Below are 24,825 nucleotides of genomic sequence, written 5' to 3' on the forward strand. Positions count from 1 at the left end.
ATTATTGATTCAATGTTCGCACATTCGTCAGGGACGAATCGACTTTTTAAAGAAATTCCAAATGATATCATTGTTGACGAACGCTTCCGAAGGCGGATCACCAATTCGCCGGGCGCCTTTATTCCCACCCGGCCAGGAGTGGCCACCGTCTGAAGTTAAATAGTATTGAATGACTACGTTTTCGTTACAGAAATCCCATTGGGAAAACGTGTATTTATCCTCCTGTTTAACCGTCGGTTTTGCTGATTTACATTGGGCTAGTTTAGCAAAAACCAATAAGGTGCTGTCAACGGGCGCATTCCACTGTCCGTTCAGGCTCCTTGAACCAATTCCACCTGTGTATGGCACGTTGTTATCCCGTGTAGAATGGACGTGCAGAATAGGAATGAGTCGCTTCGGGTTGCAGGGCGATTGTACTTGCATGGTTCCGGCATTGGCGGCTACGGCAGTCAGTTTTTCCGACAATTCACACGCCAATCGGTAGCAGAGCATCGCACCGTTTGAATGGCCAGTTGCATATACTTTCTTCGCGTCGATTGGGTACGTTTTGACCAGGTTATCAATTAGTTGTCTAATAAAACCGACATCATCGATATGTTGTGTCGAAGCGGCTTGCCCACAACAGGCACCTGCGTTCCAGGTTCGTAATCGCAATACGCCTGGGTTTTGCACACCGTCAGGATAGACCACAATAAAGCCTTCCTGATCAGCTTTTTCGCTCCATTTCGACTGAGTGGCAAATTGTTGTCCGCTTCCCCCTCCCCCATGCAGTGCAATAACCAGCGGCAGCGCTTTCGATTGTGAGCTATAGTTAGCAGGCAAATGCATTAAATAACTTCGTGTAATGCCACCATGCTCCAGCGTTCCCCGAATATCGGATTCAAGAGTAGTCTGTATCGAGCCTGATGCCAACAGATCCCCACATCGACCCGTTAGTAAAACGAAGCCAATCAAAACAGCGCCTATATTCATACAATTGAGAAAAAATATTGATGAAACAAACCTAGCTATCCAGAATAGCGATTGCTGAAAAACCAATGTGAAGACGACAGATTCGCCCGTTAAATCGCCATTGGTTACCGTGAACTATCAAAACGCTTCCATCCATTTCTTGAATAGCGTAACCCTATCTTTACTGATCAATACCGGACCATTGGCGGTTGGCTGCAGCTTAAGTTGTAATCGACCATTGAAATAGAGTTCGGCTTCCTGAATGCCGTTGCGGGCGACAATAAACTGACGATTTGCCCGAAAGAACTGGTGCGGATCAAGTTGCGCGTCCAATTCTTCCATCGTCAGATCAATAGGGTAGCTGATGCCATAATCCAGCGTTCGGCGGTCAGTAGATTGAGCGAATAAAGTGGCGGCTACAACGCCACCGTCAATCGAAAAATAAGCGATATCCGTTACTTTGATCGGTATCAATTTATCCCGAAACTGGACCAGAAACGTTTGCCTGTATGTCTGCGATTGAAAAGCATGTCGACTCAACAGCGTTTGCATCTGCTGCATCAGTTCGTCGGTAGCGGGTCGATTTAAGGAACGAAATTTAGACAAACTCGCTTCGAGCGATTCACGATCGATGGGTTTTAGCAGATAGTCGATGCTATTCAGTTTAAACGCCCGAATCGCATACTCATCGTAGGCCGTCGTAAAAACAATAGGGCAAGGTACAGCCACTCGTTCCAGCAGGGAAAAAGACAATCCATCTGCCAGTTGAATATCTGAAAAAATCAGGTCTGGTTTGGGAAGATTCGGCCATTGCGCCAGCCCATCCTCAACACTGTCGATTACGCCCAATAGGGCAATGGATGGTTCGATTTCCTGAAGCAACGCCGTAATATGGCTGGCGGCTACTTGCTCGTCTTCAATAATCAGCACACGCATTGGCTAGTATGATTTTACGAGATTCCGTTTGTAGTTTTCGATTGGTCCACTAGCATGGGAATAATTGGCAAATGAACACTGAACACGCCATCCGATTGCCTAATCTGAATCGACTTACCGGTCAGCAAACGGAACCGGCTGTCCAAATTTGGTAATCCATTCCCCAGGCCATCGACGGGTTCAGCTTTCGGCTGATGAATATTACTCACGGTTATAAATTCGTTCGCAGCATCTACAGCCAGATAGATCGTTAAGGGCCGAGTTTTTGAAACAACATTGTGCTTGACCGCATTTTCAATTAACAACTGTAGCGACATGGGCGGAATCTGCCAGGGAGCATTTGTAGGCAACTGATTGTCAATACGTAAGTTCTCCCCGAATCGAATGGTTAATAAATATGAATAGTCCGACATAAACTTCATTTCTTCGGCAAACGGCACCAATGTCTGTTGCTGAACTTGCAGGGAATACCGCAACACCTGCGAGAGTCGGGTCAGGTATTGCCCACTTTTAGGCCCTCCCTCGCGAATGAGTGCGCTCAGCGCGTTGAGAGAATTGAACAGGAAATGCGGATTCAACTGCGCTCTGAGCGTATCAAGTTGGGCCTGTAAACTCTCTCGTTTCAATTGCTCATTTTCAGCCTGGATCATCCGATTTTCCTGAAGCACTTTCAAAAAATTGCCAATCAGCAGAGCCGTTATCCAGACAAAAAAACCACGAAAATACGTGGTGAGAACCACCAGAACAGGGCGTTCGGGAAACCACAGTAGTATGAGTCCGGCAAATGCTCCGTTTAGCAGCATGAATAGCAGAAAATTAACTCCGTACCAACCGACTAAACCTGTTCGGAAAGGGTACGATTTAGTTGTTAGTACGTACCGATTTAGTTCGATAACGAAAAAAGTAAACGCAAAATGGAATAGTAAGCGACTTAGCGCCAGTCCTGGTTCCATATCGGGCGCACCTGGCAAAAACGCCAACCGCGATCGCGTCGTTAATCGCAATAATGGCAGGTTGACTAGGATGGATACGAGCAGCGATGCAACACCCGCAATCTGCCGCCATGATAACCGAACGTTCATCTTCCAAGATAATCAGCCGCATTTGGTTTCAGCACCAAAACCAGTCGAAGCTGAAAAAATTACGGGTCAACCTGCCGATCTGAGTCGTAAGGCAATTGCCAATAAATACCAGAGATACCGTCAAACCGGCTCGTTATACATTCCGGCTGGTGTAGCTGAATAAATGAGCGAACCTTTGCTCCACTAGAAATCAACGAGCTATTCCATGAAGTTTAAAGCAGACAGTATAGACTATTGGAGCGAGAACGGAGTAGAAACCGTTTTTTTCGGCCACGAAGAAAAAGAATTAGCTCTTTTGGTGTCGAATTTCCCTGGTACGTCTGACCACTATCTGGAATGGAATGACCAGTCCAATGCATATACCAATGCGGTTAAAACGATTCAACTTTCCGGGCAGCAATTACAGATTCATTTGTTACCAGAAGCCGCAAAACACCTGGGGATCTCGGATTTTGTCGTTGCGCTTGCTATTTCGGAGGATGAGTTCACCCAACTTTCAGCGCGTTTGTCTATCATTTTTGGCGATCAACTCATCATAAAAAAAACGAGCATTCGGAAGAATGCACCGCCAACTCCAGAGTATAGCAAAGTAAAATACCTGAATCTGGAAGGAAAAAATCTCAAGACGCTCCCCGATTATGTTCAGGAGATGACTTCGCTGGAAACGGCGAAACTGGCGCGAAATCCTAAATTGGATTCCCATGCCGTGTGCGAGGTTTTGGCCAAACTGCCAGCGATCAAGGAATTGACCTTCACAACTGAACAGGCGGTACCAGAAAATATTGGCCAGCTTAGTGCTCTGAAGTCATTGAATTTGACAGGCTTCATCTCCCCACAAATACTACCAGAGAGCATCGGGCAACTAAAAAATCTAACCGAATTGCGGCTCATGAGTGAATCTGATGTGATATTGCCAGAATCGTTTGCTGATTTAGCCAATCTAGAGGAATTAACTATTCGAGCGAAAAGTTGGCAACTGCCGTCAAAATTTTACCAACTTTCCAGGCTACAACTACTTGATTTTTCCAATTGCCGCTTCACCCACGTACCGGAAGAAATGGCCGGAATGACTCAGGTGAAGACAATATATTTCGATAGTCCTGAGGAACGAGATTATTCGCAAATAGTATCTGTACTTGCGCAAATGCCCAATTTGAAGGAACTCGAGTTGAGTGTAAATCCGATTCCCAAAGAAATTGGCCTTTGTACCCAAATCGAGAAGTTGACCCTTTGGCCCGGCATTGACCCCCAAATTCCGTTGCAACTTCCAGACGAATTAGTTGACTTGCAACAACTCAAAACTCTGCTTTTCCACAGAGCTTATTTTGACAAAATCCCGTCGGCAATAGGCCACCTGTCGGGACTAGAGGAATTGGCATTTCATGAATCGGATTTTGAGCAACTGCCGGATTCGGTGGGAGCATTAGCCAATCTAACGTTTCTGACTATCAGCGAAAACCCGTCGTTGCGCACCTTGCCGGAAAGTTTGGGAAATCTGACAAAACTCAAAGAACTGTGCCTGAATGAAAATCCGCAGTTGACACATTTACCTGATAGTTTGAAAAAACTGACCAATCTGGAAGCTGTCCGTATCTCTAATAGAGAAGCCATAGCAAATATTCCGGAAAGCTGGAACACTCTGTTTACATCAGTGTAAAATCCTCCCTTAGTAATGCCATTATTTGACCTTTTGAGGTTCTGTAATTATCTGTACCATTGATAACCAAGGCATTACAGACAAAGCAAACTGAAATTGGAATGAACACTTCTCCATTCGTAAAAAGGATTTGATAATCGTACCCACATCTGCCTACTTTATCTCCCGGTTCGAACCTCCATTTCTCGACCAGTAAAGGTAGTTTATCTGGATCATCGAGCATATAGTTTTCAGGACGTTTACCTTCCCGAACACGGGTGGCTACAATCTTGAAATTAGATTGAGCAACGCCCACATTTTCAAAGATTTTTTTACTACCAGCTGTTTTACAGAAAAGTGGTTTTAGGAAGTCGATCATTATATGGGTTGTCCATAAAATCTTCATTTTCCAAAGATTTTATCTCTTGTAATAATTAAACAAAAAAGGCCGTTTCCTGCGCGGAAACGGCCTTTCATATTAGAATAATGTAACCCTGTGGAGAATATCGGATTCGAACCGATGACCTCTTGCATGCCATGCAAGCGCTCTAGCCAACTGAGCTAATCCCCCATTTTTGTGGGTGCAAAGATGAGGAAAAAATTAATACAGCCAAACCACGACTTAATTTTTTCCTTATCGTAAACCAACCTTGTTCTCTATAAGTGTAATGTTTGTTTTATGTGATCAATTGCGTAGATTTGACAATAGTCCCCTAATCGCATGCATACGGTTTATATCATATACAGCCCAACGATCGATCAATATTTCATCGGTCAGACCAAAGACCTTAAGATTACCATGTGGCAGCATAATGCCAAAACCAATCCAGCCACAGCAAACGGAAAACCCTGGGAGGTAAAGTTTACACAACAGTTTCCGACTCGAAATGAAGCGCTTAGCCTTGAAATGAAATTAAAGAAAAAAGATCGCGCCCATTGGGAAGAGATCATCAATAGTGTTGCACCAGCCGTCTAAGGATACATTTTGTATGATCATTGGAAATAGTCCTCAACTTCTGGAAGTTGAGGACTATTTCATTTCTAAGCGTTTTTTGTCCTGCTGACGAAGGAAGCATCTTAAAGCTTCTCAATCCGAGAGTAAGGATACCTTAAGATGCTTCCTTCGTCAGCAGGACAAAAATTTTGCATAAAAAGTAAAAACCAACCTACAGTGGCATCTTGTCTTCACCCGCTAGACGATTTATTTTCCGCTCCAGTAAAGCTTTTTCGGTTAAAGAGGTTGTCAGTTGACTAGCTCGCTGATAATGTTGCTGCGCAGGATCAAACTGGTTGTTTTGCTCGTACAGATCTCCAAGAATGGCATGATAGTAATGCATTGTATCGAGCCCCGACAGATTGGCAACTTCCGTTAACGCCTTTACTGGACCTTCTACTTTTGCCAGGGCAACAGCCCGATGCAGGGCTACTACCGGCGACGGCTTTAGGGTAAACAACACATTATAATACAGCAACACAGTTGACCAGTCGGTTGCTTCGTACGAAGGCGCCATACAATGTAACATCGCAATCCCCGCTTCCAGATGATATTCACTTGGCGTTGTACCTTCCGCCGAACGGTTCAGATATATGTGTCCCTGCTGAATGAGTTCCTGGCTCCATCGACTACGATCCTGTTCCGCTAACAAAATAATTGCTCCGTTTGTATCGGTACGTGCGTCGAACCGAGCCGCCTGAAAACTCATCAACGCCAGTAACGCATCGACTGCTGGATGTTGAGTACGTGGAGTTTGGGCTAGTAGCATACACAATCGCATGGCTTCCTCGCACAAATCCTGACGGATCAATTGATCGGGATGTGATGAATTATAGCCTTCATTAAACAGAAGATAAATACTTTTCAGTACACTGTCGATTCGGGAAGTTAACTGAGCACCCGTCGGGACTTCCAGCCGAATACCTTCTTGACGAATTTTCTCCTTCGCACGGTAAATCCGCTTCGTAATGGTTTCATCAGTGGTCAGAAACGAGCTGGCTATTTCCCGAACGCTCAATCCACACAACAGCTTGAGACACATTGCCATCTGCGACTCGGCACTGATTACCGGATGGCAAATCGCAAACAGCATTCGTAGCTGACTGTCGGTAATTTCCTCATCGAAAAAATAACCATTATCCATTGTTTCGAGTGTTTCCTGTTGGTGCAAATACTCAACCTCTGAGCTTATCTGCCGAAATCGACTGTCGCGCCGAAGTCCGTCCAAAGCTTTGTTTTTCGCCACTCGATATAGCCACGCTCGCGGATTGTCGGGAATGCCTTGAAACCGCCAGCTTTGTAAGGCCTGAATCATGGTATCCTGCACGATATCTTCAGCCCAATCAATCTGGTCGAAACCGAGCATACAGGTCAATACAGAAGCTATCCGACCAGCTTCATGGCGGAATAAATGTTCGACTAATTGATTGGAATTGGCAGAGTCATGCATCACGGCAGCAATGCGATTAGGGTGGCAGATTTCCCGTGGACAATCTGATATACTGGCAGAAAGACACTCGTTTATCTTTCCTGAACAGAAAACTGAAGTATTGCAGAAATACGTTGATTGATTGATTAATTATGTCATGCTCATTATCAGGATTGATGGCTTTCGAAGTTACCGAATTCCACGGCAAAATGCAGCCATCAACCCTAACAACAAGCCTGATTAATAATCTATTAACGGCCTACCCCACCTGCTCAAAATTGATGATTGGCCGAACCTCGACTGTACCATCCGAATCGAACATAGGGCAGCCTTTCGCTAGCTCGACGGCTTCGTCTAAATGGTTAGCTGTCAGCAGCAAATAACCGCCTACAATTTCTTTTCCCTCCGTAAACGGCCCATCCGTAATAACCTGCCCACCTTTCGTCATGACTTTGCCAACAGGAGCCAGCGCATCCGTTCCAAGCAGTTTTCCCTGTGCTGCAATACCGCCAATCCAAACATTCCACTTTTGAATTTCGGCCTGAATCACTTCGGGCGACATTTCCATGAAAGCGGTTTCCTGAGTGTATGGTGAATGAAAGACAAGCATGAATTTGTCCATGAGATTTGATTGTTTTAGGAGTGATTAATTTGTTTTCGTCACTTAGACGAACGGCTGCTTATAAATCGGACATTTGACCTAATTTTTTTTTAACTTTTCTCAATCGTCAAAAACCTTTTGGTTGAACAGTTAAACTTTACACCCTTGCTTCTTGTAATAGAATGGAAGCCCCGCCAGAATCGGTAGGGTGATAGAACAATCAATCATGAATATTACAAAAGACAAAGTAGCTGCTATCCATTATACCCTACGCGATGAAAAGGGCAATATTCTGGATTCCAGCCAGGGCCGCGACCCATTATATTATTTACACGGCGCTCAGAATCTGATTCCGGGAATGGAAGAAGGATTGGAAGGTCATACCAAAGGTGATCATTTCCAAATTGATGTAGCCCCTGAAAAAGGCTACGGCAAACGCGATCCTAAACTGGTTGAAGAAGTGCCGCGCCAGGCATTTGGTGGTCAGAATGTTGAAGTAGGTATGCAGTTTCAAACGAATGATGGTCAGGTTATTACCGTAACCAACGTTGGCCCCGAAACCATTACGGTTGACGCCAATCATCCGCTGGCTGATCAAAATCTATTCTTCGACGTCGAAGTGATGGATGTTCGCGAAGCCAGTTCCGAGGAACTAGCGCACGGGCACGTCCACGGCCCCGGAGGACATCATCACTAGTAGGCAAAGGGGTAAGAGCAAAGGGACAACAGAAGATTCCCCATGCCCTTACCCCTTTGCCCAAAACCCTTATCTTTGCGCCACGAAATCATGGCACAAATCGGCACGGACAGGCAGGCAGCAAAGGCATTTCTGGAAGCGGGAAATGTAGTAGGTATTCCAACAGAAACAGTTTATGGATTAGCTGGTAACGCCCTCAACCCTGACGCTGTTCTGACTATTTTTCGGGTTAAAAACCGACCCTCCTTCGACCCGCTCATCGTCCATACGGATTCGCTCGATAAGCTTGATCGATTCGTTACTGACCTCCCGGAAGCCGCTCGTCAACTGGCCCAAACGTTCTGGCCTGGTCCATTAACCTTACTTTTACCCAAGCAAGCCCTGATTCCGGACCTTGTCACGTCGGGTTTACCGAATGTTGCCGTGCGTATCCCAAACCATCCGCTTACACTCGATCTGCTGCGCTCCCTCGATTTTCCGTTAGCGGCTCCGAGTGCGAATCCGTTTGGCTATATTAGTCCTACAACCGCGCAGCACGTAGCCGATCAATTGGGAGATCAAGTCCCCTATATTCTGGATGGTGGTCCGGCGGGTGTTGGTTTAGAATCGACTATTGTTGGCTTTGAGAATAATAAGGCAACTGTCTACCGGTTAGGCGGCTTAGCACTTGACCAAGTAGAGCAGGTTATCGGCCCGGTTTCTGCACGAACGCACTCGACTTCCAATCCAAAAGCACCGGGTATGTTGAGCAGCCATTACGCTCCCCGCAAACCATTGATTCTTCTCCCGTTTGGTGAAAGTCCGCAACCGAGCGAGCGAGCGGGTGCATTGGTTTTTCGCGAGCCTTTCGGAGGAATCCTTCCTGAAAATCAACGAGTCCTCTCCCCTACAGGCGACATGAACGAAGCGGCCAAAAATCTGTTCGCACATCTAAGAGCCCTTGACTCGCTTCCGCTCGACATCATTTACGCCGAATCATTACCGAATCAAGGACTTGGCTGGGCTATAAATGACCGGCTTCGGCGAGCCAGCGTGCAGTGATTTTTTACACGCCAGTTTGTCATTTCGATCTGAATACAGCTTCTATTTGACCAACTCTTTCTGATACAATCCGACCAGCGTATCCACAGCGAAGTCAATTTCTTCGGCTGTATTGTATTTTCCGAATGAGAATCGGACGTATCCTCGCTCCGAATCCAGTCCGGGTAAGGCCGCTAATACGTGTGAACCTACGTTTGAGCCACTTGAACAGGCCGAACCTCCCGATGCTGAAATCCGGGCAATATCCAGGCTAAACAGAAGCATATCGCTAATGTCGGATGCTGGCAGACTGACGTTCAGCACCGTATATAAACTAGTATCAACATCGGCTGAATTCCCGTTGAAACGCACGTCAGGCATTTTATCGAGGAGTCGATCAATCATCCGTTGTTTCAACGATGTAATGTGTTGCCGATGCGTATTCATGTCCCGGTAAGCGATTTCCAGCGCTTTAGCTAATCCAACGATACCGTATACGTTCTCGGTACCTCCGCGCATATTCCGCTCCTGCGCTCCTCCATAGACAAACGGATGAATCTTGACGCGATCGGCGTTAACATACAGAAACCCTACACCTTTGGGACCATGAAATTTGTGTCCGGCACCTACAATGAAATCAACTGGTAGTTGCTGCAAATCGTGTCGAAAATGACCCATCGTCTGTACGGTATCGGAATGAAAAATCGCATCGTATTGCCGACACAATTCGCCTACCCGATTCAGATCCAGCAGATTAGCAATTTCATTATTCCCGTGCATAAGCGATACCAGCGAACGGTTATTTGTCTGCAATAACTCCTCCAAATGAGCCAGGTCAATCTGTCCTTTCGTATCTATATTTACCAGACTTAGCTGAATGGTTCCCTGTTCGGCCAGATGCTGAAGCGTGTGTAAAACGGCATGGTGTTCCAATGGTGATGTAATCGCATGTGTCAGGCCATACGTCTCGATACTGCTCCGAATGGCGGTATTATCCGCTTCGGTACCACCCGATGTAAAGAAAATTTCGGCGGGAGAGGTATTTAGTAACGACGCAACGGTTTTGCGTGCTTTCTCAATAGCGGTACGAACCATTCGTCCGTGGCTGTGAATAGACGATGGGTTTCCGAACTGCTCGGTCATCAACGGTAACATAACCTCTAAAACTTCAGGATCCAGGCGGGTAGTAGCGGCATTATCCAGGTAAATGGCAGCGTTTGGTGTCATCAGTTATCAGCGTTGTATTTGCTGCAAAGGTACGGGATTTTGTAGCGTAAATGCGCGAAAGAGTGAAATCAGGCCACGAAGCGTAGTAAAAACCTTCCGAATGATAGTCGCTCAGCTTCTGCACCAATTTCATTCCTGAACTCGTTAATTCTACCAGAACACAATCTTTATTTACGTCGTTCTCCTGGAACCATTATTTACTTACACCATGAATTTTCCGCAGGCTGCTGGGCTAATCTATGCTGAATTAGTTACCTGGCTTCGCACCGCTATTCGTTACATGCCCCGACTAGCGGTTGCCATTCTGTTACTACTTTTTTTCGCTCTTCTATCACGCTGGATTAGTCGATGGGTGGTCAAAGGGTTGGATCGGGTTAGCAACAATATTTCGCTGATCAACCTAACAGGTGCGGTCATGCGTGTATTCGTTATGTGCATTGGCTTATTTGTCGCGTTGGGCGTGCTAGGGTTAGATAAGACGGTAACCTCCCTCCTGGCGGGAGCGGGTGTCATTGCGCTGGCGATCGGTTTTGCCTTTCAGGACTTGACCACAAACTTTATTTCAGGAGCCATGATTGCATTTGCCCGTCCAATTCAGGTGGGCGATCGTGTCGAAACCAATGGCTATACAGGCAATGTGCTGGATATTAAGTTACGTTCCATTGTGATCGACAATGGCGAGGGGCAAACCGTCGAAATTCCGAGCAAGGATGTTTTTCAAAAACCAATTACCAATTTTTCCCGCACGGGTCTGCGACGTATTGAACTGGCGGGCGGCATATCGTATCTGGATGATATGGCCAATGCCAAACAGTTGGCGCAGAAAGCCGTCGCCAGTCTTCCGTTTATTTTACCCAGTCGTCCTGTTGAATTTCATTATCGAAATTTTGCCGATGCCAATGTTCAGTTCGTGCTTTGGTTCTGGATCAATCCATCGACAACGAACGCTGCTTACGCACTCAGCGAAGCTATGATTGCTGTAAAACAGGTGTTTGATGACCAGCAGATTCTAATGGTGTTTGCCGCCCAAACCTTCGATCTAAAACAAAAATTGGTGCAGTTGAAACAGAATGGAGGAGCTTAAAAAACTTCGCCCAGATTCAAAAAAACACCCTGCGATCCACCAATACCGAAGCCGTAATCAAGAGCGAAATTCAAGTTCGAATGCTTATTCACTTTTATGCGTAACCCTACACCATAACCCGGTAAGAGTTTACCAAAGTGTGCGGTATTGGGGTAATCACTATAGGTCTGCATATTCGCAAAAACGACTCCGCCCAATAAGCCATTATTCAGCAGTACAGCCCGATATTCTGTTTCCAGATAGACTAGATTTCTGCCTCGAAATCGTCCCTGGGTATAACCACGGCCCAGATTTGCGTGGGTATCCCAGCCTGTACTAGGCAAATCCAGATAGGGAGCCTGATCGCCAAAACTTAACCAGTTTACATTCCAAAAGGTCAGAATATGCCGTGAATTATGCGACAAAGGCACGTACTTTCGAAAATCAGCTATTACTGATTGCCAATTAGTATCGCTGCCTAACCATTTCATATTTGGCCGAAACATAATGCTTCCGAAGAAACCGTTTTGCGGATTGTTGGGGTTTCGCCGATTGGTGTATTGCAATGTAAATGTCGGCCCGGAAGAGACTGATTTAGTCGTCGCTCCGTAACGCTGAAAATCATCATTTAGTTGGGGGGTATTATTCTCCTCACGAATACGCCAGTGATAATCCAGCGAATATCCAACACCAACCGAAAAATTAGGTGCTACCTGTCGCAGAACAGATTGATACAGCCGCACGTATGAGTAAAGCAACCGATCATCAATATCCGGGCGAGAGTCATCGCCCAGGCCAAAATTATCGGCTGAATAATTGTAATAACGCCAGTCGGTCAGAATGTTATACTTATTTCCTTTCGTCCAGATATTAGCTTCGACGGGAATGATAACCTGCTGATACTGTGTGTATTGGGGAGTCGAATAAATAACCGAAACGTTCTGCTTCGGATCAGCGCTCGTAAACGACAGATTCGCATTTAGCCCAACAGCAAAGCCAGTTTGCAGGGCATAAGCCAGTTCAGGAAAAAAGGAGGGATGAAAACCGGGTTGTTGTCCTTCGGCAGATCGGTGGCCTTTTTTGTTGATAAACTGATAATACACATCCCAGATATCTGCTGAGGTATCGAGATGGGCCACACTATGCGGAGACGTAACAATCTGGCTAACAGAGTCAGTTTGTGCCCAGGTGCTTATTGGTAAAACTACTGCCCACAAAAGGCTCATCAACTGGAAGCGCCAACAAAAAATAGGTCGAAATAGGCCGTGAGTCGGCTTGTTCATGTTGGATAAAAAGGTCAACTATTGCCATCAATATGTTGACTAACCTATTCACATACCATTCCGTTCATTTATGCGTAATCTTGCCGGTCGTGCGTCAATTGTGGGTGAGTTGTTAAAGTACGGTTGCTAATACCTGTTTCAGCTTATCGATGCTTCCCGGACCTTGTAGATTTGCTACAACTTTGCCGGTTTTATCGATCACAAAAATGGTTGGAATGGTTGTGATATGGTATTTATTGTGAAAGCCATACGCATTCGGAATAGCTTTAAAAGGCAGGGTTTTCAGGTTGGGTGCATCTGCCCCTTTCGGTAATTCGCTGTTAAACACACCCAGTACTATCGGCCCTGTTTTTGACTGATAAGGCCGTAACGCTTCAGCGAAAGCCGTTTCCTGCGTAGCGTCCCATACCGATTTATCCAAACTTACCCAGAAACTCAGCACCACCACATTCCCTAGCAGTTCGGCTGATTTGTAAGTTTTACCCGTTGCGTCGGTCATGGCAAACGGCGGAATATCCTGCCCTCCTTTTGGCTGTTTGGCCGGATCCCGATCCCGAAAACGGTGTTTCTGGTGTTCTTCGGGGGTAGACTGTCGCATCACGTATGAAACGGGTTGCCCATATTCGTCATATTCAGGCACCAGGTGATAGGCAAACGGATCTGCTTTTGTAAATTCGCTATACTCGCTGATCGTCATTCGCTGACCAGTCAATTGATTGGTAATCGGTGTCGGTTCAGCAGATGGTTGTTTAGTTGCGGCTTGTTTAACCCCGATCTGTGCCTGGCAGATGGTAGAAATTATTGTTGCACAGACAATTATACATACTTGCTTAACATGGGCCATATCGATTCGCTATTAGTTGATATACCCACAAAGCCAAATGATGTAGTTAGAAATACACAGGTTATCATTCTCTCGAGGGTCGTCCTCGAGAGCAAATCAAATTTCGGGCCAGTTCAGATTCTTACAGATGATCTATGCTCTTATGGGTGATGGCATTTCCATTTTCATCCAACGGAATATACGGATTATAAGCCACTTCAAGAACATTGTCTTCCACATCAGCAAAGTAAAAGAAGTACCCACCAAATGGCGTATCCTGCGGTTCTGTCAACATCTTGATATCCTTTTTTTTAAGCTCGTCAAATAGTGCATTAACTTCTCGTTTCGTTTCCACATTACACGATAGTGTGAGCGAGCGAAACCCATTTCCCGAAGCAGACAACCCAGCACCTGTAGCAAGACTGGTTCGACTGTAGAGACTAAACAGAAAACCATTCAGCTTATAAAAAACAATGTCTTTATTTTCTGCCTCAATTTTCCAGCCCAGTTTTTCCGAATAAAACGCTTTCATAGCTGTTAAATCGTCTGCGCCCAGGGTAATCACACTCAGCCTTTGGTTCATTTTGTTGATAATTAGCGTATTAACAAGTATAAAAATAGTAAGAGCTTCGGGGCTAAATCGCCCCTATTTTTCACCAATCCAAATTGATTTTACAAACTAAATCCTAGAATATTCCGTTAAATTTATATTAACGCATATTCAGGCAATCATAGATCACGTTTACTTATAATCAACGAATCTGCACACATATGAAATCCTGCACTCTTACTAGCTTTCTGCTTTTGTTGATCTTTACTGCCTATGGGCAAACACCCCGTACAGTGTATCGCAGCTACCCAATCATTATTCCGAGTCAGCAACCTTACGTTGCTCCGGTGACGTATCAATTGCACGATGGCATTGCTCAATTAGACGACGGATCGCTGTTGGCCGGACGATTTATGTACAATCGAAACTCTGGATTTAATTTCTACGAAAATGGTCATTCACCAGGCAAAAATGTTCCTTTTTACCGGTTTGAACGACTGACTCTCACAGGTGCGGATACTTCGGTTTTACCCCGAACTGATTCCACAGTTTTTTTACGTGTAAGCAATCGATTATTCCGCCGACTGACCGTTGGTAAAGTGGGGTTATATGACCGTGTTTACGCTATCAACGAAGATAAAGGCAAAATAGGTGACGTGCTTTTCACCTGGAGTGACAATGGAAAACTAAAACGGTTACGAAACTTAGAAGAAGCCAACAAATGGTTTTACGAGGTTTGTATTCAAAATAAGTGGCCTAATCCAGACGTCTTTTTGAGTAAAACGGAGATCATAAAACGACTCGCCCAACTAGATCCAGTTCCCTAAAACTAAAAAGTCGCTCAGAAGAGCGACTTTTTAGTTTATAGTTAAGATTCTCAGCATTTTATTCTTTCTTGTACTGCTGAATGATCTTATACAAAGCTTTCTGTTTCTCTAATTCAGGAAAGAATTCAAATAACTGAACATGCGCATCATAATCGAGCGAGAGTGCGGCTTCCAGCTGAATGAGGGCTTCGCGGTAATGACCAGCATGAATCAGATAAACGGCTGACCGATAATATAAATCCGCTTCGTCGGGCATATCGTTGATGCCCATCTGAATAATGTCATTAGCTCGTAGAAAATCGCCCTGATCGAACGGTACCAGCGACCAGGTTAAATACACATCCGGGTTTTCGGCATCGACTTCGGCCGCTTTTTCAAACGCTTCCACACTCGAAATAACGTTCCCGACTTTGTATTCGGTTTCGGCAACAGCAATGTAGTATTCGCCGTTCTGATCGTTCAGTTTGACCGCCTTTTGAAGGAATGGCAACGCTTCGTACCACTTGCCGGATTCGCTCAAACATACCCCGATTCCATACCACGCTTCGTCCCACATAGGGTCTAGCTTCAGTGCTTCGCGGTATTCCTTGATCGCTTCGGGTAATCGGTCCTGCTTTTCCAGACTAGCACCCAAATGGCAATACGTATCAGCGGTTGCTTCTTCGTATTTCAGCGTTTCGCGATAACAATGCTCTGCCTTTTCGAATAGCCCTAAATTCATGTAGGTATTCCCTAGGTTGAAATGGGCCGACGCGAAATCTTCCTTGATAATGACCGCGTAATCATAGGCCTCAGCGGCTTCGGCATAGCGCGCTAATTTGCTGTAGGCAATGCCCATATTGTACCAGGCATTGTATGAATACGGATCAGAATCGATCAGTTGTTGGTAATAGGTCAGACTGTTCTCCAGCTCACCCGTTACGTCTAAACAAAACGCCAGCTCATAGAGGGCATTTTCGTTGTTAATGTTCAGGGCGATAGACTTTTTGTACTGGGTAATGGCTTCGTCGTATTTCCCCCAGTTCTGGTAACTCTGACCCAACTGAAACAGGATATCATCCTTATCTTCAGCCCGGTCGAGCAATTCTTCCAGTACCTGAATGGATTCCTCATAGCGACCAGCCATATTCAGGACAGAGCCTTGCATAAATGGCACATCGAGGTCACCCGGATTAAACAACGAAGCCCGTTCCAGTAACTCCAGCGATTCGTCGAATCGTTGAAAATTAGCCAGAATCTGGGCTTTATCGAGCATTAACTCCAGCGCGTAAGGGAAATTTTCCAGACCGGATTCGGCGGCTTTAAATGCCTTGTCTAAATCACCCTGGTTGAGGTAGTGCTCAACCATTTGTTCGTAGACATCCAGGTCGAAAAACTGGCTTTGTTGCTGGTCCAGCATCTGCTCGAAACGCCGGATTGATTCTTTAATATCGCCTTCTCGTTCTTCGAACTCTTGCTCCATGTATAGATATTTTACGAAGTACGATCTACGAGTTTCGACCTGTAATGTATATAAAAAGTACACCATTAATCGTACCTCGCAAATCATCGGATGGGGACCGCGACCAGTGGCGCGATTTATCCTTTGGCAGTGAAATATAAATCCAAAAAAGCGAAACTGCAACCCTTAATCGAAAATTTATAGGCTCGTTTAAGGCGTAGAAAAAGCGTTTGCCACACGCTTCAATGTCTCGCTTAGCGGTCGGTACTGAAAACGAAGTGTTTGCTCAATTTTCTGCCCGTCATACTGATAAAGCGAACTCGCCGACCGAGCCGTTTCCCGCGTAATTAGCGGAGCTTTTCCGGTTAACCTTGCCCGCACGGCTTCTAATGGCCAGAGCAGACGCGTTAATGCCGGAGGCACTCGCATCGTTGGCGGACGCTTGTTCAATACACCTGCTACTTGTTCTAACAATGAACGGTACGGAATGGTGCCTGCATTTAAAATGTATCGCTCTGCCGTAACTGTCGACTGCATCAGTTTAACAAGCACATCGGTCACGTCAAGCACATCGACGTAGTTTATCAGCCCTGCCGGATAAAACGGTTTCTCGTCGTAGGCATATTTAATAAGTTGTAAGCTACTTCGGTTCCAGTCACCAGTACCAAGCACAACAGATGGATTCACCATAACAGCATTTAGTCCCTCGGCCACTCCTCGCCAGACTTCTAGTTCAGCCCGATACTTAGTTTTGGCATATACCGAATTATTCGGCGAATCTTCCCATTTCTGTTGCTCGTCAATTATAATGGGTTCATTATCTTTTCCTGTATGCATAACTGGCCGTCCTATCGCAGCCACTGAGCTTACATAACCCAATTTACGAACACCCGCTTTCAGGCAAACATTGACTACGTTGGCCGTTCCCTCTACGTTGATGTGTTCCATCCGATCCCGATCCTTCGGCACAAACGAAACAATAGCAGCCGCATGAATTACGTCAATATCAGGCCGGATAGCGGCTTCGAGCGACGGAATATCCAAAACATCACCTTCGTGCCAGGTTATCTGTTCAGCTACATCCGCCAGCATACCATATCCACTCGTTGGCCGATACATTACCGAAACCGAATAGCCATCGGCCAGATAGCGTCGGGTAATGTGCGAGCCAATGAATCCGGTCGCGCCAGTAATAAAAACGTATTTAGGTAATGATGAGGTCACTTGAAGTTTTTGATTTCGACCCAGTTGAGGAAATTATTCGTATTCGGCGTGTTGTTCTCCATGTAGGCCTGTCTTTACTCTTTGTGTAAACATAACAACGTTCGGGCCTGAATTGCTAATTTTGCGAAAATTAGTCGTCATCGATAGTCTATCGACACCATTGACTGATGACTATTGACTATCGACTCACTGATGCTAGAAAACCCACAACGCTATACCGTTACGGCGGCTCTGATTTATGCCAATGGCCCTATCCACATCGGACATATTGCTGGCTGCTACCTGCCCGCCGATATTTATGTACGCTACCTTCGCTCAACGGGTAAAGACGTCGCTTTTATCAGTGGCACCGATGAACATGGCGTGCCTATTACTATCAAAGCTCGGAAAGAAGGAACTACGCCCAAAGAAGTCGTAGACAAATACTACGTCCAGATTAAAAAGGCGTTTGAAGACTTTGGCATCTCGTTCGATATTTATTCGCGTACGTCCAATCAGATTCACCATGAAACCTCGCAGGAGTTTTTCACAAAACTTTACGAAAATGGCGATTTTGATGAAGAGGTAACTGAGCAGTATTACGACGAAGTAGCCGGGCAATTTCTGGCCGACCGCTATATTGTTGGTACCTGCCCGGTTTGTGGAAATCCAAATGCGTATGGCGATCAATGCGAACGTTGTGGTACCGCGCTCAGCCCTACGGAATTGATTGAGCCACACTCGATGCTGTCTGGCTCAAAACCCGTGACTCGCTCAACCAAAAACTGGTTTCTTCCGCTGGACCGCATGCAGCCTAAGATTGAAGAATACGTCAATAGCCATACGGAATGGAAAACAAATGTATTCGGGCAATGTCAGGGGTGGTTGAAAGAAGGATTGCGTCCGCGTGCCATGACGCGCGACCTTGACTGGGGTATTAAAGTACCACTGCCCGATGCAGACGGGAAAGTGCTATACGTTTGGTTCGATGCTCCGATTGGCTACATTTCCATGACCAAAGAATGGGCCGAACAACAGGGGCGAGATTGGGCGCTTTACTGGCGCGACCAAGGCACCAAACTCGTGCATTTTATTGGCAAGGATAATATCGTTTTTCACTGCATCATTTTCCCGGCGATGCTGATGGCCGAGGGAAGCTATATCCTGGCCGACAACGTACCCGCCAATGAGTTTATGAATCTCGAAGGCGACAAAATCAGTACGTCGCGCAACTGGGCGGTCTGGCTGCACGAGTATCTGGACGAATTGCCCGGCAAGCAGGATGTTTTGCGGTATGTTCTGGCAGCCAATGCACCCGAAACCAAAGACAGCGAATTTACCTGGAAAGATTTTCAGGCACGGAACAACTCTGAACTGGTCGGTATTTTGGGCAATTTCGTCAACCGAGCCGTTGTCCTGACGCACAAAATGGCCGATGGACGCGTACCTGCTTTGAGCGAATTGACCGATTACGATAAACAAGTGCTTGATGAGCTGGCGTTGTTTCCAGATCGTATCGGGCAGTCGATTGCTACGTATCGTTTCCGCGAGGCCTTAGGTTATCTGATGGATCTGGCGCGTTTAGGCAATAAATATCTGGCCGAAACCGAGCCCTGGAAAGCCATCAAAACGGACCCGCAACGAGCGCATACAATCTTAAATATTGCCTTACAGATCACGGCAAATCTGAGCATCGTCTGCGAACCTTTTTTGCCTTTTACGGCTGAAAAGATACGCGCCCAACTAGGTATCTCCGAGCAATTTACCTGGGTGAATGCTGGGCGAGCCGATCTGCTGATCGAAGGCCATGCGTTAGGGCAAGCTCCCGCTGGGCCAGCCGATTTACTTTTTGCTAAAATTGAGGATGAGGAGATAGCCAAACAGATTCAAAAACTACTGAATGCCAAACGAATGAATGAATTAGAAACGAAAGCCGTCCCTGACATTCGGCCTGAGATTACCTACGATGATTTTGCCAAAATGGATATCCGTATCGGTACGATTACCGAAGCTGAGCGCGTTCCGAAAAGTGATAAACTCCTCAAATTAAAAGTGGACGATGGCTTAGGCGGACGGCAGATTCTGAGCGGTATTGCTAAACACTTTTCTCCGGAAGAAGTCATTGGTAAACAGGTGACGTTCCTGGCTAATCTGGCTCCTCGAAAAATGATGGGACTGGAATCACAAGGAATGATTCTGATGGCCGAAGACCGCGATGGTAAATTATCGCTTATTACACCGGGCGTATCGGTATGGAATGGCGGAACGGTTTCGTAACACTTGAAATTGATTTATTTATTCTCATTCCGACGAAAGAGGAATGAGAATAAATAAATTCGCCGTTTCTCTTATCCCTTTATAGCATGATCGGTTTTACTATCCTGTCCTGACCATATTTTTTTCGCGGTCCAATCTGTAGCGGGAGACGACCAGAATGGATCAGAGGCCGGTAAACCGAGCGGCAGAAAAGCGACCGAGCACAGATATAAGCTCCCCGTTGAAATATAGGTTTCGCCAATAGCCGGTTGATGCCCGCACAAGCCAATTTGTAGCCAGCCTTTGCCATCGAATGTACCAGGCGCGTCCATCGTCCGATGAATCACTGCTGTCAGCGCCGACCGCGCTTGACCAGGCGACAATTCCTCCGGTAAATTCTTCTGTAAAGCAATCTGAGCCAGCAACTGAAACGCTCCACACCGATAGGCCAACGACCGACCAAAAGCGGCAAATGATCCATCGGGCCCAATCAACCGCTCCTGGATCAGGGCATATCGTTGTGCACGAGCCAGTAAGGATTCGTACAGATTTTTATCCGCTTTTCCGGCATCGATCAACGTCTTGACAACATCCAACAACATGGGTTGAATGACATAGCTATTGTAATAATCCCAGTGAAAATCGGGCCCATCACCATACGCCCCATCGCCTTTATACCAAGCCTGATGTTGCCGGATGGCATAATCCATCCTCAATTCATCACCCGACCCCGTGTACTTCAGCAACGCAGCTTCGACCATCGCGCTGAATAATAACCAGTTATTATAGCCAGGCTTAATTACTCGACTCGCCAGAAACGCTTTCACTACATTAGCCTGCTCATCTGCCGATAACGATTTCCATACGTTGGGCGAACGTATCAAACCGTGCGCCAGAAAGGCCGCATCAACTAATGGCTGCCCACCTTTGGTAAAATTCAGATAGTCAGCCGACTGAGGATTAACTCCATTCGCAATTGCCTGTTTGGCAAGTGTTAGATAGCGTTGTCGTTGTTTTCCTTCCGGCGACTCATCAACGGGTAATTCCAGCCAGGGGCTTACGCCTGCCATTGTTCGCCCAAGCGCTTCCAGATGCGACACAACCTTCCGGCCTTCCTCCTGCCCCGGTGCCGCTTCAACCGGCATAGTAGCCTTTAGTTTATTCTGAGCTAAAGCACTCAAAACTGGGTCAGCAATTTTCACTAACGTTTGAAGCCAGTAAGTCCGGTCGCCGAGAGCAGGGGCCGAACTAAAGTCTGTTTCTGTATTTATCAAATTAACGTTTGCCGTTCCAATGCCAACGGGTAAGGTTGCAGCTAATTTGGCAAATGCGCGTCGTTTCATTCAGGTAGCCAATTAAATCAGGTCAATATTATATGAATAGTAAAAAGGTTACCACGATTACTCCTTGACGGCCTATAACTATTGATGACCAAACTCAACTATTCTCTATACAACTGGTTTCCAGCCTTTTTCATATTCCCGTCCCCATAATTTCATGGCTTCTTTATCGTGCAGGATATGGCCGTTAGTTGGGTCGGTATGAATCATGCTCCCTGTTCGCTGTGAAATATTCGCTAAATGACAGAGTAAAACTGATTTATGCCCATGAGCAATATCAGCGTTGGGTTTGGCTGTTCCCCGAACACTTTCGAGGAAGTTGGTCAAATGGTAAGCATCCAGTTGCTCCCCGCCCGGACTTACAGCATTCGTAGACGAAGCACTCGTTGGCGCATCGCCTTTGATGTCTTTAATCACTTTGCCACCCAAATCTCGAATCTGATAATCGGTGCCACTTTCTGGAGCAGACAAAACGCCTTTATCACCGTAAATCGTAAAGCCACGGCCACTTTTTTCAGGGCCAAATCCCTGACAACTTAATCCTTCCCAGGTAATCGTTGCTTTATCACCAAACTCAAATGTAGCTATCTGCGTATCAGGCGTTTGCCAATCGTCACCCGGATAGGCATACCGACCTCCTGATGAGGTGACCTTCGTTGGAAAATCAACGCCCAGCAACCAGCGGCAACAATCGATTTCGTGTGTGCCGTTGTTGCAGGCTTCGCCCGTACCCCAATTCCAGAACCAGTGCCAATTGTAGGGAACGACATTGTCCTGATACCCTTTGCGCGGGGCTGGTCCTTGCCATAAATCCCAATCAAGCGTAGATGGAACAGCAATCGATTTTCCTTTACCAATGGGCTTCCTATTGTTATAATACCAGGCTCGGGCAAAATAAGGTTTACCGATCGCACCGTCTCGAATGTCCTGAGCAGCTTGCTGGAGCGTCGGCCACGACCGGCGCTGGCTACCCATCTGAACAATTCGATTATGATTTCGGGCGGCTTCCAGCAACCACTCGCCTTCCTGCGGATTATGTCCGCACGGTTTTTCGACGTACACATGCTTTCCTGCGGAGCAAGCCAAAATACCTGCCGGAGCGTGCCAGTGATCGGGGGTAGCAATGGCTACGGCATCCAAATCTTTTTGTTCCAGTAGTTTACGTAGGTCTTTAAAAACAGTGGGCTTCCGTTTTTGACCTGCTTTTTCAACGGCTTTCAGACCATTTCCAATGGCTCCATCTTCCACATCGCAGATATAAGCGACTTCGGCACCGGGAAGTTTTGAAAAAATACCGGCCAGCCAACTCCCCCTCGACTGAACACCGATCAGGCCAATATTAACTTTTTCATTGGGCGCATTTCGGCCAAAAATTGGAAACGGCAATATCTGCGTGGCGAGTCCAGCTACGGCTGTGTTCTGGACAAATTGTCGGCGATTCATGAGAAGAGTTCGTCTATATGTATACACTTTAAAAAAGCTCATTTGCCTTGATTTTACTGTTTCCGACTTTCAAGAGGTTATCTTGGGAAACGTTCGGCCGTAAAACGCTGTTACCTGTTAGAACTCGCCATTTCCATTTTCCCGTGAACGAAGAACAGAAAAGCGGCAGGATTTTCGACTGGGTGATCCTCCGACGGCTCTATACGTTTGTCAAACCGTATCAAACGCGTTTTTATCTGCTTATTGGTATTATTCTGCTGGCGGCCTGTCTGGCTCCGCTAACACCTTTATTGATTCGGTATACCATTGACAACATTATTTCGGTGGGCAATTACCACCGACTGAACCAGATGCTGATTGTTATGATTGGTGTTTTGGTGATACAAGCCATGGTTCAGTTCTCAAATACGTATTTATCAGGTTGGCTGGGTCAATACGTAATCCGCGACATTCGGACGCAGCTTTATCGAAAAATTCTACACTTACGGCTAAAGTTCTTCGATAACACCCCCATTGGTCGATTAGTTACACGCTCAATCTCAGACGTAGAAACACTTGCTGACGTGTTCAGTGAAGGGATGGCAGCGATCGCTGGTGATATTTTGCAACTGGTCTTGATTATTGGCGTAATGTTTTACACCGACTGGCGGCTTGCAGCAATCAGCTTATCGTCCATTCCGTTCATGCTGATTAGCACATACATTTTCAAGGAGAAGATTAAAAAGTCATTCAATGAAGTACGAACGGCTGTTGCCAATCTGAACTCGTTTGTGCAGGAGCATATCACGGGCATGAACATTGTCCAGATTTTTGGTAGTGAGAAAATTGAAGCTGAAAAATTTCGTGCCATTAATGCCGATCATCGGAATGCAAATATTCGCTCTATTCTGTATTACTCTATCTATTATCCTGTAGCTGATATCATTTCAGCCGTTGCGGTCGGTTTAGTAGTTTGGTATGGTGCTACGCAGATCATTCATTCGGATGTTACGTTTGGGACAGTCACAGCGTTTGTCATGTTCATCAACCTATTCTTCCGCCCCATCCGAATGCTGGCTGACCGATTCAACACACTTCAGATGGGTATCGTCAGCACTGACCGAATCCTGAAACTGTTGGATAGCGACGAATTTACAGCCAATAATGGCACCTATGCGCCAGCTACGATTCGGGGGGATGTTGAGTTTAAAAATGTATGGTTTGCCTATAACAATGAAGATTGGGTATTGCGCGACATTTCATTTCAGGTAAAGGCTGGTGAAACGGTAGCGTTTGTCGGTGCTACGGGTGCTGGCAAATCATCCATTATCAATCTATTGAGCCGTTTCTACGACATCAACAAAGGCGAAATAACCGTCGATGGTGTTGATATTCATCAGTATGAACTTGGCCACCTACGCCGGAACATTGGGGTTGTTCTACAGGATGTTTTCCTCTTCTCAGACACAATCGAGAACAACATTACGCTGGGCGACAAGACGATAAGCCACGAAAAAATCGTGGAAGCCGCTAAATTGGTGGGGGTTCATGACTTCATTGAACGACTCCCTGGCGGATACCAGTACAATGTTATGGAACGAGGATCAACGCTTTCCGTTGGGCAGCGTCAATTAATATCGTTCGTGCGCGCGATGGTACAAGACCCTAAAATTATTGTCCTTGACGAAGCTACCTCATCGGTTGATACCGAAACTGAAGAAATGATTCAGGACGCAATTGGTAAGTTGATGAAAGGGCGTACGGCCATTGTTATTGCTCACCGTCTTTCAACTATTCAGAAAGCGAATAATATTATTGTCGTTGATAAAGGCCGGATTGCTGAACAGGGCACTCACGAAGAATTGCTTCAGCACGAAGGTTTCTACGCCAATTTATATCGAATGCAATATAAAGAAATGGTGTAGCCAATTTATAGGTTTTTGCATATTTGCCTAAATTCTGATTAGGTATGCCTACGGCTATTGTACCCAAAACGACTCCAAAACGGAAAAGGAAAATACCAGATTATCTGGTGTATGAGGTT

General features: G+C 46.0%; 23 protein-coding genes and 1 tRNA gene. 9 read left to right on the plus strand and 15 right to left on the minus strand.

Going from position 1 to position 24,825, the window contains the following annotated elements:
* Positions 1 to 27: 27 nt before the first annotated feature.
* The 3 genes from ACYVE4_RS20485 to ACYVE4_RS20495 all read right to left on the minus strand — a co-directional run bounded on the left by ACYVE4_RS20485 (position 28) and on the right by ACYVE4_RS20495 (position 2,690).
* The gene (locus tag ACYVE4_RS20485; protein WP_461042087.1) at positions 28 to 972 is read right to left on the minus strand and encodes an extracellular catalytic domain type 1 short-chain-length polyhydroxyalkanoate depolymerase; all 945 of its coding nucleotides are present in this window, start codon (positions 970 to 972) and stop codon (positions 28 to 30) included.
* Positions 973 to 1,089: 117 nt separating this feature from the next.
* A complete protein-coding gene (locus ACYVE4_RS20490; protein ID WP_461042088.1) occupies positions 1,090 to 1,887 on the minus strand; it encodes a LytR/AlgR family response regulator transcription factor in 798 nt (265 codons plus the stop codon).
* Between the two features lie 14 nt (positions 1,888 to 1,901).
* Positions 1,902 to 2,690 (minus strand): sensor histidine kinase, encoded by a 789-nt coding sequence (locus tag ACYVE4_RS20495; protein ID WP_461042089.1) that lies wholly within the window; start codon positions 2,688 to 2,690, stop codon positions 1,902 to 1,904.
* Here ACYVE4_RS20495 and ACYVE4_RS20500 point away from each other — a divergent pair.
* Entirely contained in the window at positions 2,689 to 3,132 is a 444-nt protein-coding gene (locus tag ACYVE4_RS20500; RefSeq protein ID WP_461042090.1) for a hypothetical protein, read from the plus strand. The genes ACYVE4_RS20495 and ACYVE4_RS20500 overlap by 2 nt on opposite strands.
* A 42-nt stretch (positions 3,133 to 3,174) precedes the next feature.
* Positions 3,175 to 4,626, plus strand: a complete 1,452-nt coding sequence (locus ACYVE4_RS20505; protein WP_461042091.1) for a leucine-rich repeat domain-containing protein — start codon at positions 3,175 to 3,177, stop codon at positions 4,624 to 4,626.
* Here the strand turns inward: ACYVE4_RS20505 and ACYVE4_RS20510 are convergent.
* On the minus strand, positions 4,613 to 5,011 hold the full coding sequence (locus ACYVE4_RS20510; protein WP_461042092.1) for a hypothetical protein: 399 nt from the start codon (positions 5,009 to 5,011) through the stop codon (positions 4,613 to 4,615). The two genes, ACYVE4_RS20505 and ACYVE4_RS20510, sit on opposite strands and share 14 nt — an antisense overlap.
* 91 nt (positions 5,012 to 5,102) lie before the next feature.
* Positions 5,103 to 5,176: transfer RNA gene (locus tag ACYVE4_RS20515), tRNA-Ala, on the minus strand.
* A gap of 150 nt (positions 5,177 to 5,326) precedes the next feature.
* Here ACYVE4_RS20515 and ACYVE4_RS20520 point away from each other — a divergent pair.
* Entirely contained in the window at positions 5,327 to 5,581 is a 255-nt protein-coding gene (locus tag ACYVE4_RS20520) for a GIY-YIG nuclease family protein (RefSeq protein WP_461042093.1), read from the plus strand.
* Between the two features lie 190 nt (positions 5,582 to 5,771).
* On the opposite strand, the gene ACYVE4_RS20525 is transcribed toward ACYVE4_RS20520, so the two are convergent.
* Positions 5,772 to 7,049, minus strand: a complete 1,278-nt coding sequence (locus ACYVE4_RS20525; RefSeq protein WP_461042094.1) for an RNA polymerase sigma factor — start codon at positions 7,047 to 7,049, stop codon at positions 5,772 to 5,774.
* 238 nt (positions 7,050 to 7,287) lie between these two features.
* The gene (locus tag ACYVE4_RS20530; RefSeq protein WP_461042095.1) at positions 7,288 to 7,650 is read right to left on the minus strand and encodes a YciI family protein; all 363 of its coding nucleotides are present in this window, start codon (positions 7,648 to 7,650) and stop codon (positions 7,288 to 7,290) included.
* A 205-nt stretch (positions 7,651 to 7,855) separates the two neighbouring features.
* Between ACYVE4_RS20530 and ACYVE4_RS20535 the strand changes: the two genes are divergently transcribed.
* A complete protein-coding gene (locus tag ACYVE4_RS20535; RefSeq protein WP_461042096.1) occupies positions 7,856 to 8,326 on the plus strand; it encodes an FKBP-type peptidyl-prolyl cis-trans isomerase in 471 nt (156 codons plus the stop codon).
* A gap of 90 nt (positions 8,327 to 8,416) precedes the next feature.
* Complete coding sequence (locus tag ACYVE4_RS20540; RefSeq protein WP_461042097.1) at positions 8,417 to 9,367, plus strand: L-threonylcarbamoyladenylate synthase; 951 nt, start codon at positions 8,417 to 8,419, stop codon at positions 9,365 to 9,367.
* A 42-nt stretch (positions 9,368 to 9,409) separates the two neighbouring features.
* On the opposite strand, the gene ACYVE4_RS20545 is transcribed toward ACYVE4_RS20540, so the two are convergent.
* The gene (locus tag ACYVE4_RS20545; RefSeq protein ID WP_461042098.1) at positions 9,410 to 10,573 is read right to left on the minus strand and encodes a cysteine desulfurase family protein; all 1,164 of its coding nucleotides are present in this window, start codon (positions 10,571 to 10,573) and stop codon (positions 9,410 to 9,412) included.
* Positions 10,574 to 10,781: 208 nt separating this feature from the next.
* Between ACYVE4_RS20545 and ACYVE4_RS20550 the strand changes: the two genes are divergently transcribed.
* Positions 10,782 to 11,657, plus strand: a complete 876-nt coding sequence (locus tag ACYVE4_RS20550; RefSeq protein WP_461042099.1) for a mechanosensitive ion channel family protein — start codon at positions 10,782 to 10,784, stop codon at positions 11,655 to 11,657.
* Here the strand turns inward: ACYVE4_RS20550 and ACYVE4_RS20555 are convergent.
* The 3 genes from ACYVE4_RS20555 to ACYVE4_RS20565 form a co-directional block, all read right to left on the minus strand.
* Complete coding sequence (locus ACYVE4_RS20555) at positions 11,654 to 12,919, minus strand: hypothetical protein (RefSeq protein WP_461042100.1); 1,266 nt, start codon at positions 12,917 to 12,919, stop codon at positions 11,654 to 11,656. The genes ACYVE4_RS20550 and ACYVE4_RS20555 overlap by 4 nt on opposite strands.
* A 112-nt stretch (positions 12,920 to 13,031) precedes the next feature.
* Entirely contained in the window at positions 13,032 to 13,763 is a 732-nt protein-coding gene (locus ACYVE4_RS20560; RefSeq protein ID WP_461042101.1) for a TlpA family protein disulfide reductase, read from the minus strand.
* 121 nt (positions 13,764 to 13,884) lie between these two features.
* The gene (locus ACYVE4_RS20565; RefSeq protein ID WP_461042102.1) at positions 13,885 to 14,325 is read right to left on the minus strand and encodes a VOC family protein; all 441 of its coding nucleotides are present in this window, start codon (positions 14,323 to 14,325) and stop codon (positions 13,885 to 13,887) included.
* Between the two features lie 188 nt (positions 14,326 to 14,513).
* Here ACYVE4_RS20565 and ACYVE4_RS20570 point away from each other — a divergent pair, with 188 nt between their 5' ends.
* Positions 14,514 to 15,119, plus strand: coding sequence for a hypothetical protein (locus ACYVE4_RS20570; protein ID WP_461042103.1), 606 nt, complete (start codon positions 14,514 to 14,516; stop codon positions 15,117 to 15,119).
* A 58-nt stretch (positions 15,120 to 15,177) separates the two neighbouring features.
* Here ACYVE4_RS20570 and ACYVE4_RS20575 read toward each other — a convergent pair whose 3' ends face one another.
* A complete protein-coding gene (locus tag ACYVE4_RS20575; RefSeq protein WP_461042104.1) occupies positions 15,178 to 16,581 on the minus strand; it encodes a tetratricopeptide repeat protein in 1,404 nt (467 codons plus the stop codon).
* Positions 16,582 to 16,770: 189 nt separating this feature from the next.
* A complete protein-coding gene (locus tag ACYVE4_RS20580; RefSeq protein ID WP_461042105.1) occupies positions 16,771 to 17,784 on the minus strand; it encodes an NAD-dependent epimerase/dehydratase family protein in 1,014 nt (337 codons plus the stop codon).
* A gap of 192 nt (positions 17,785 to 17,976) precedes the next feature.
* On the opposite strand from ACYVE4_RS20580, the gene metG reads away from it, so the two are divergent.
* Complete coding sequence (gene metG / locus ACYVE4_RS20585; RefSeq protein ID WP_461042106.1) at positions 17,977 to 20,040, plus strand: methionine--tRNA ligase; 2,064 nt, start codon at positions 17,977 to 17,979, stop codon at positions 20,038 to 20,040.
* Positions 20,041 to 20,111: 71 nt separating this feature from the next.
* Here metG and ACYVE4_RS20590 read toward each other — a convergent pair whose 3' ends face one another.
* Positions 20,112 to 21,362: a DUF2264 domain-containing protein gene (locus ACYVE4_RS20590; RefSeq protein ID WP_461042107.1), complete on the minus strand. Its 1,251-nt coding sequence runs from the start codon at positions 21,360 to 21,362 to the stop codon at positions 20,112 to 20,114.
* A gap of 105 nt (positions 21,363 to 21,467) precedes the next feature.
* Positions 21,468 to 22,802, minus strand: coding sequence for a Gfo/Idh/MocA family protein (locus tag ACYVE4_RS20595; RefSeq protein ID WP_461042108.1), 1,335 nt, complete (start codon positions 22,800 to 22,802; stop codon positions 21,468 to 21,470).
* Positions 22,803 to 22,945: 143 nt separating this feature from the next.
* Here ACYVE4_RS20595 and ACYVE4_RS20600 point away from each other — a divergent pair, with 143 nt between their 5' ends.
* Positions 22,946 to 24,706, plus strand: a complete 1,761-nt coding sequence (locus tag ACYVE4_RS20600) for an ABC transporter ATP-binding protein (RefSeq protein ID WP_461042109.1) — start codon at positions 22,946 to 22,948, stop codon at positions 24,704 to 24,706.
* The last annotated feature ends 119 nt before the right edge of the window (positions 24,707 to 24,825 follow it).

The organism is Spirosoma harenae (assembly GCF_054776975.1).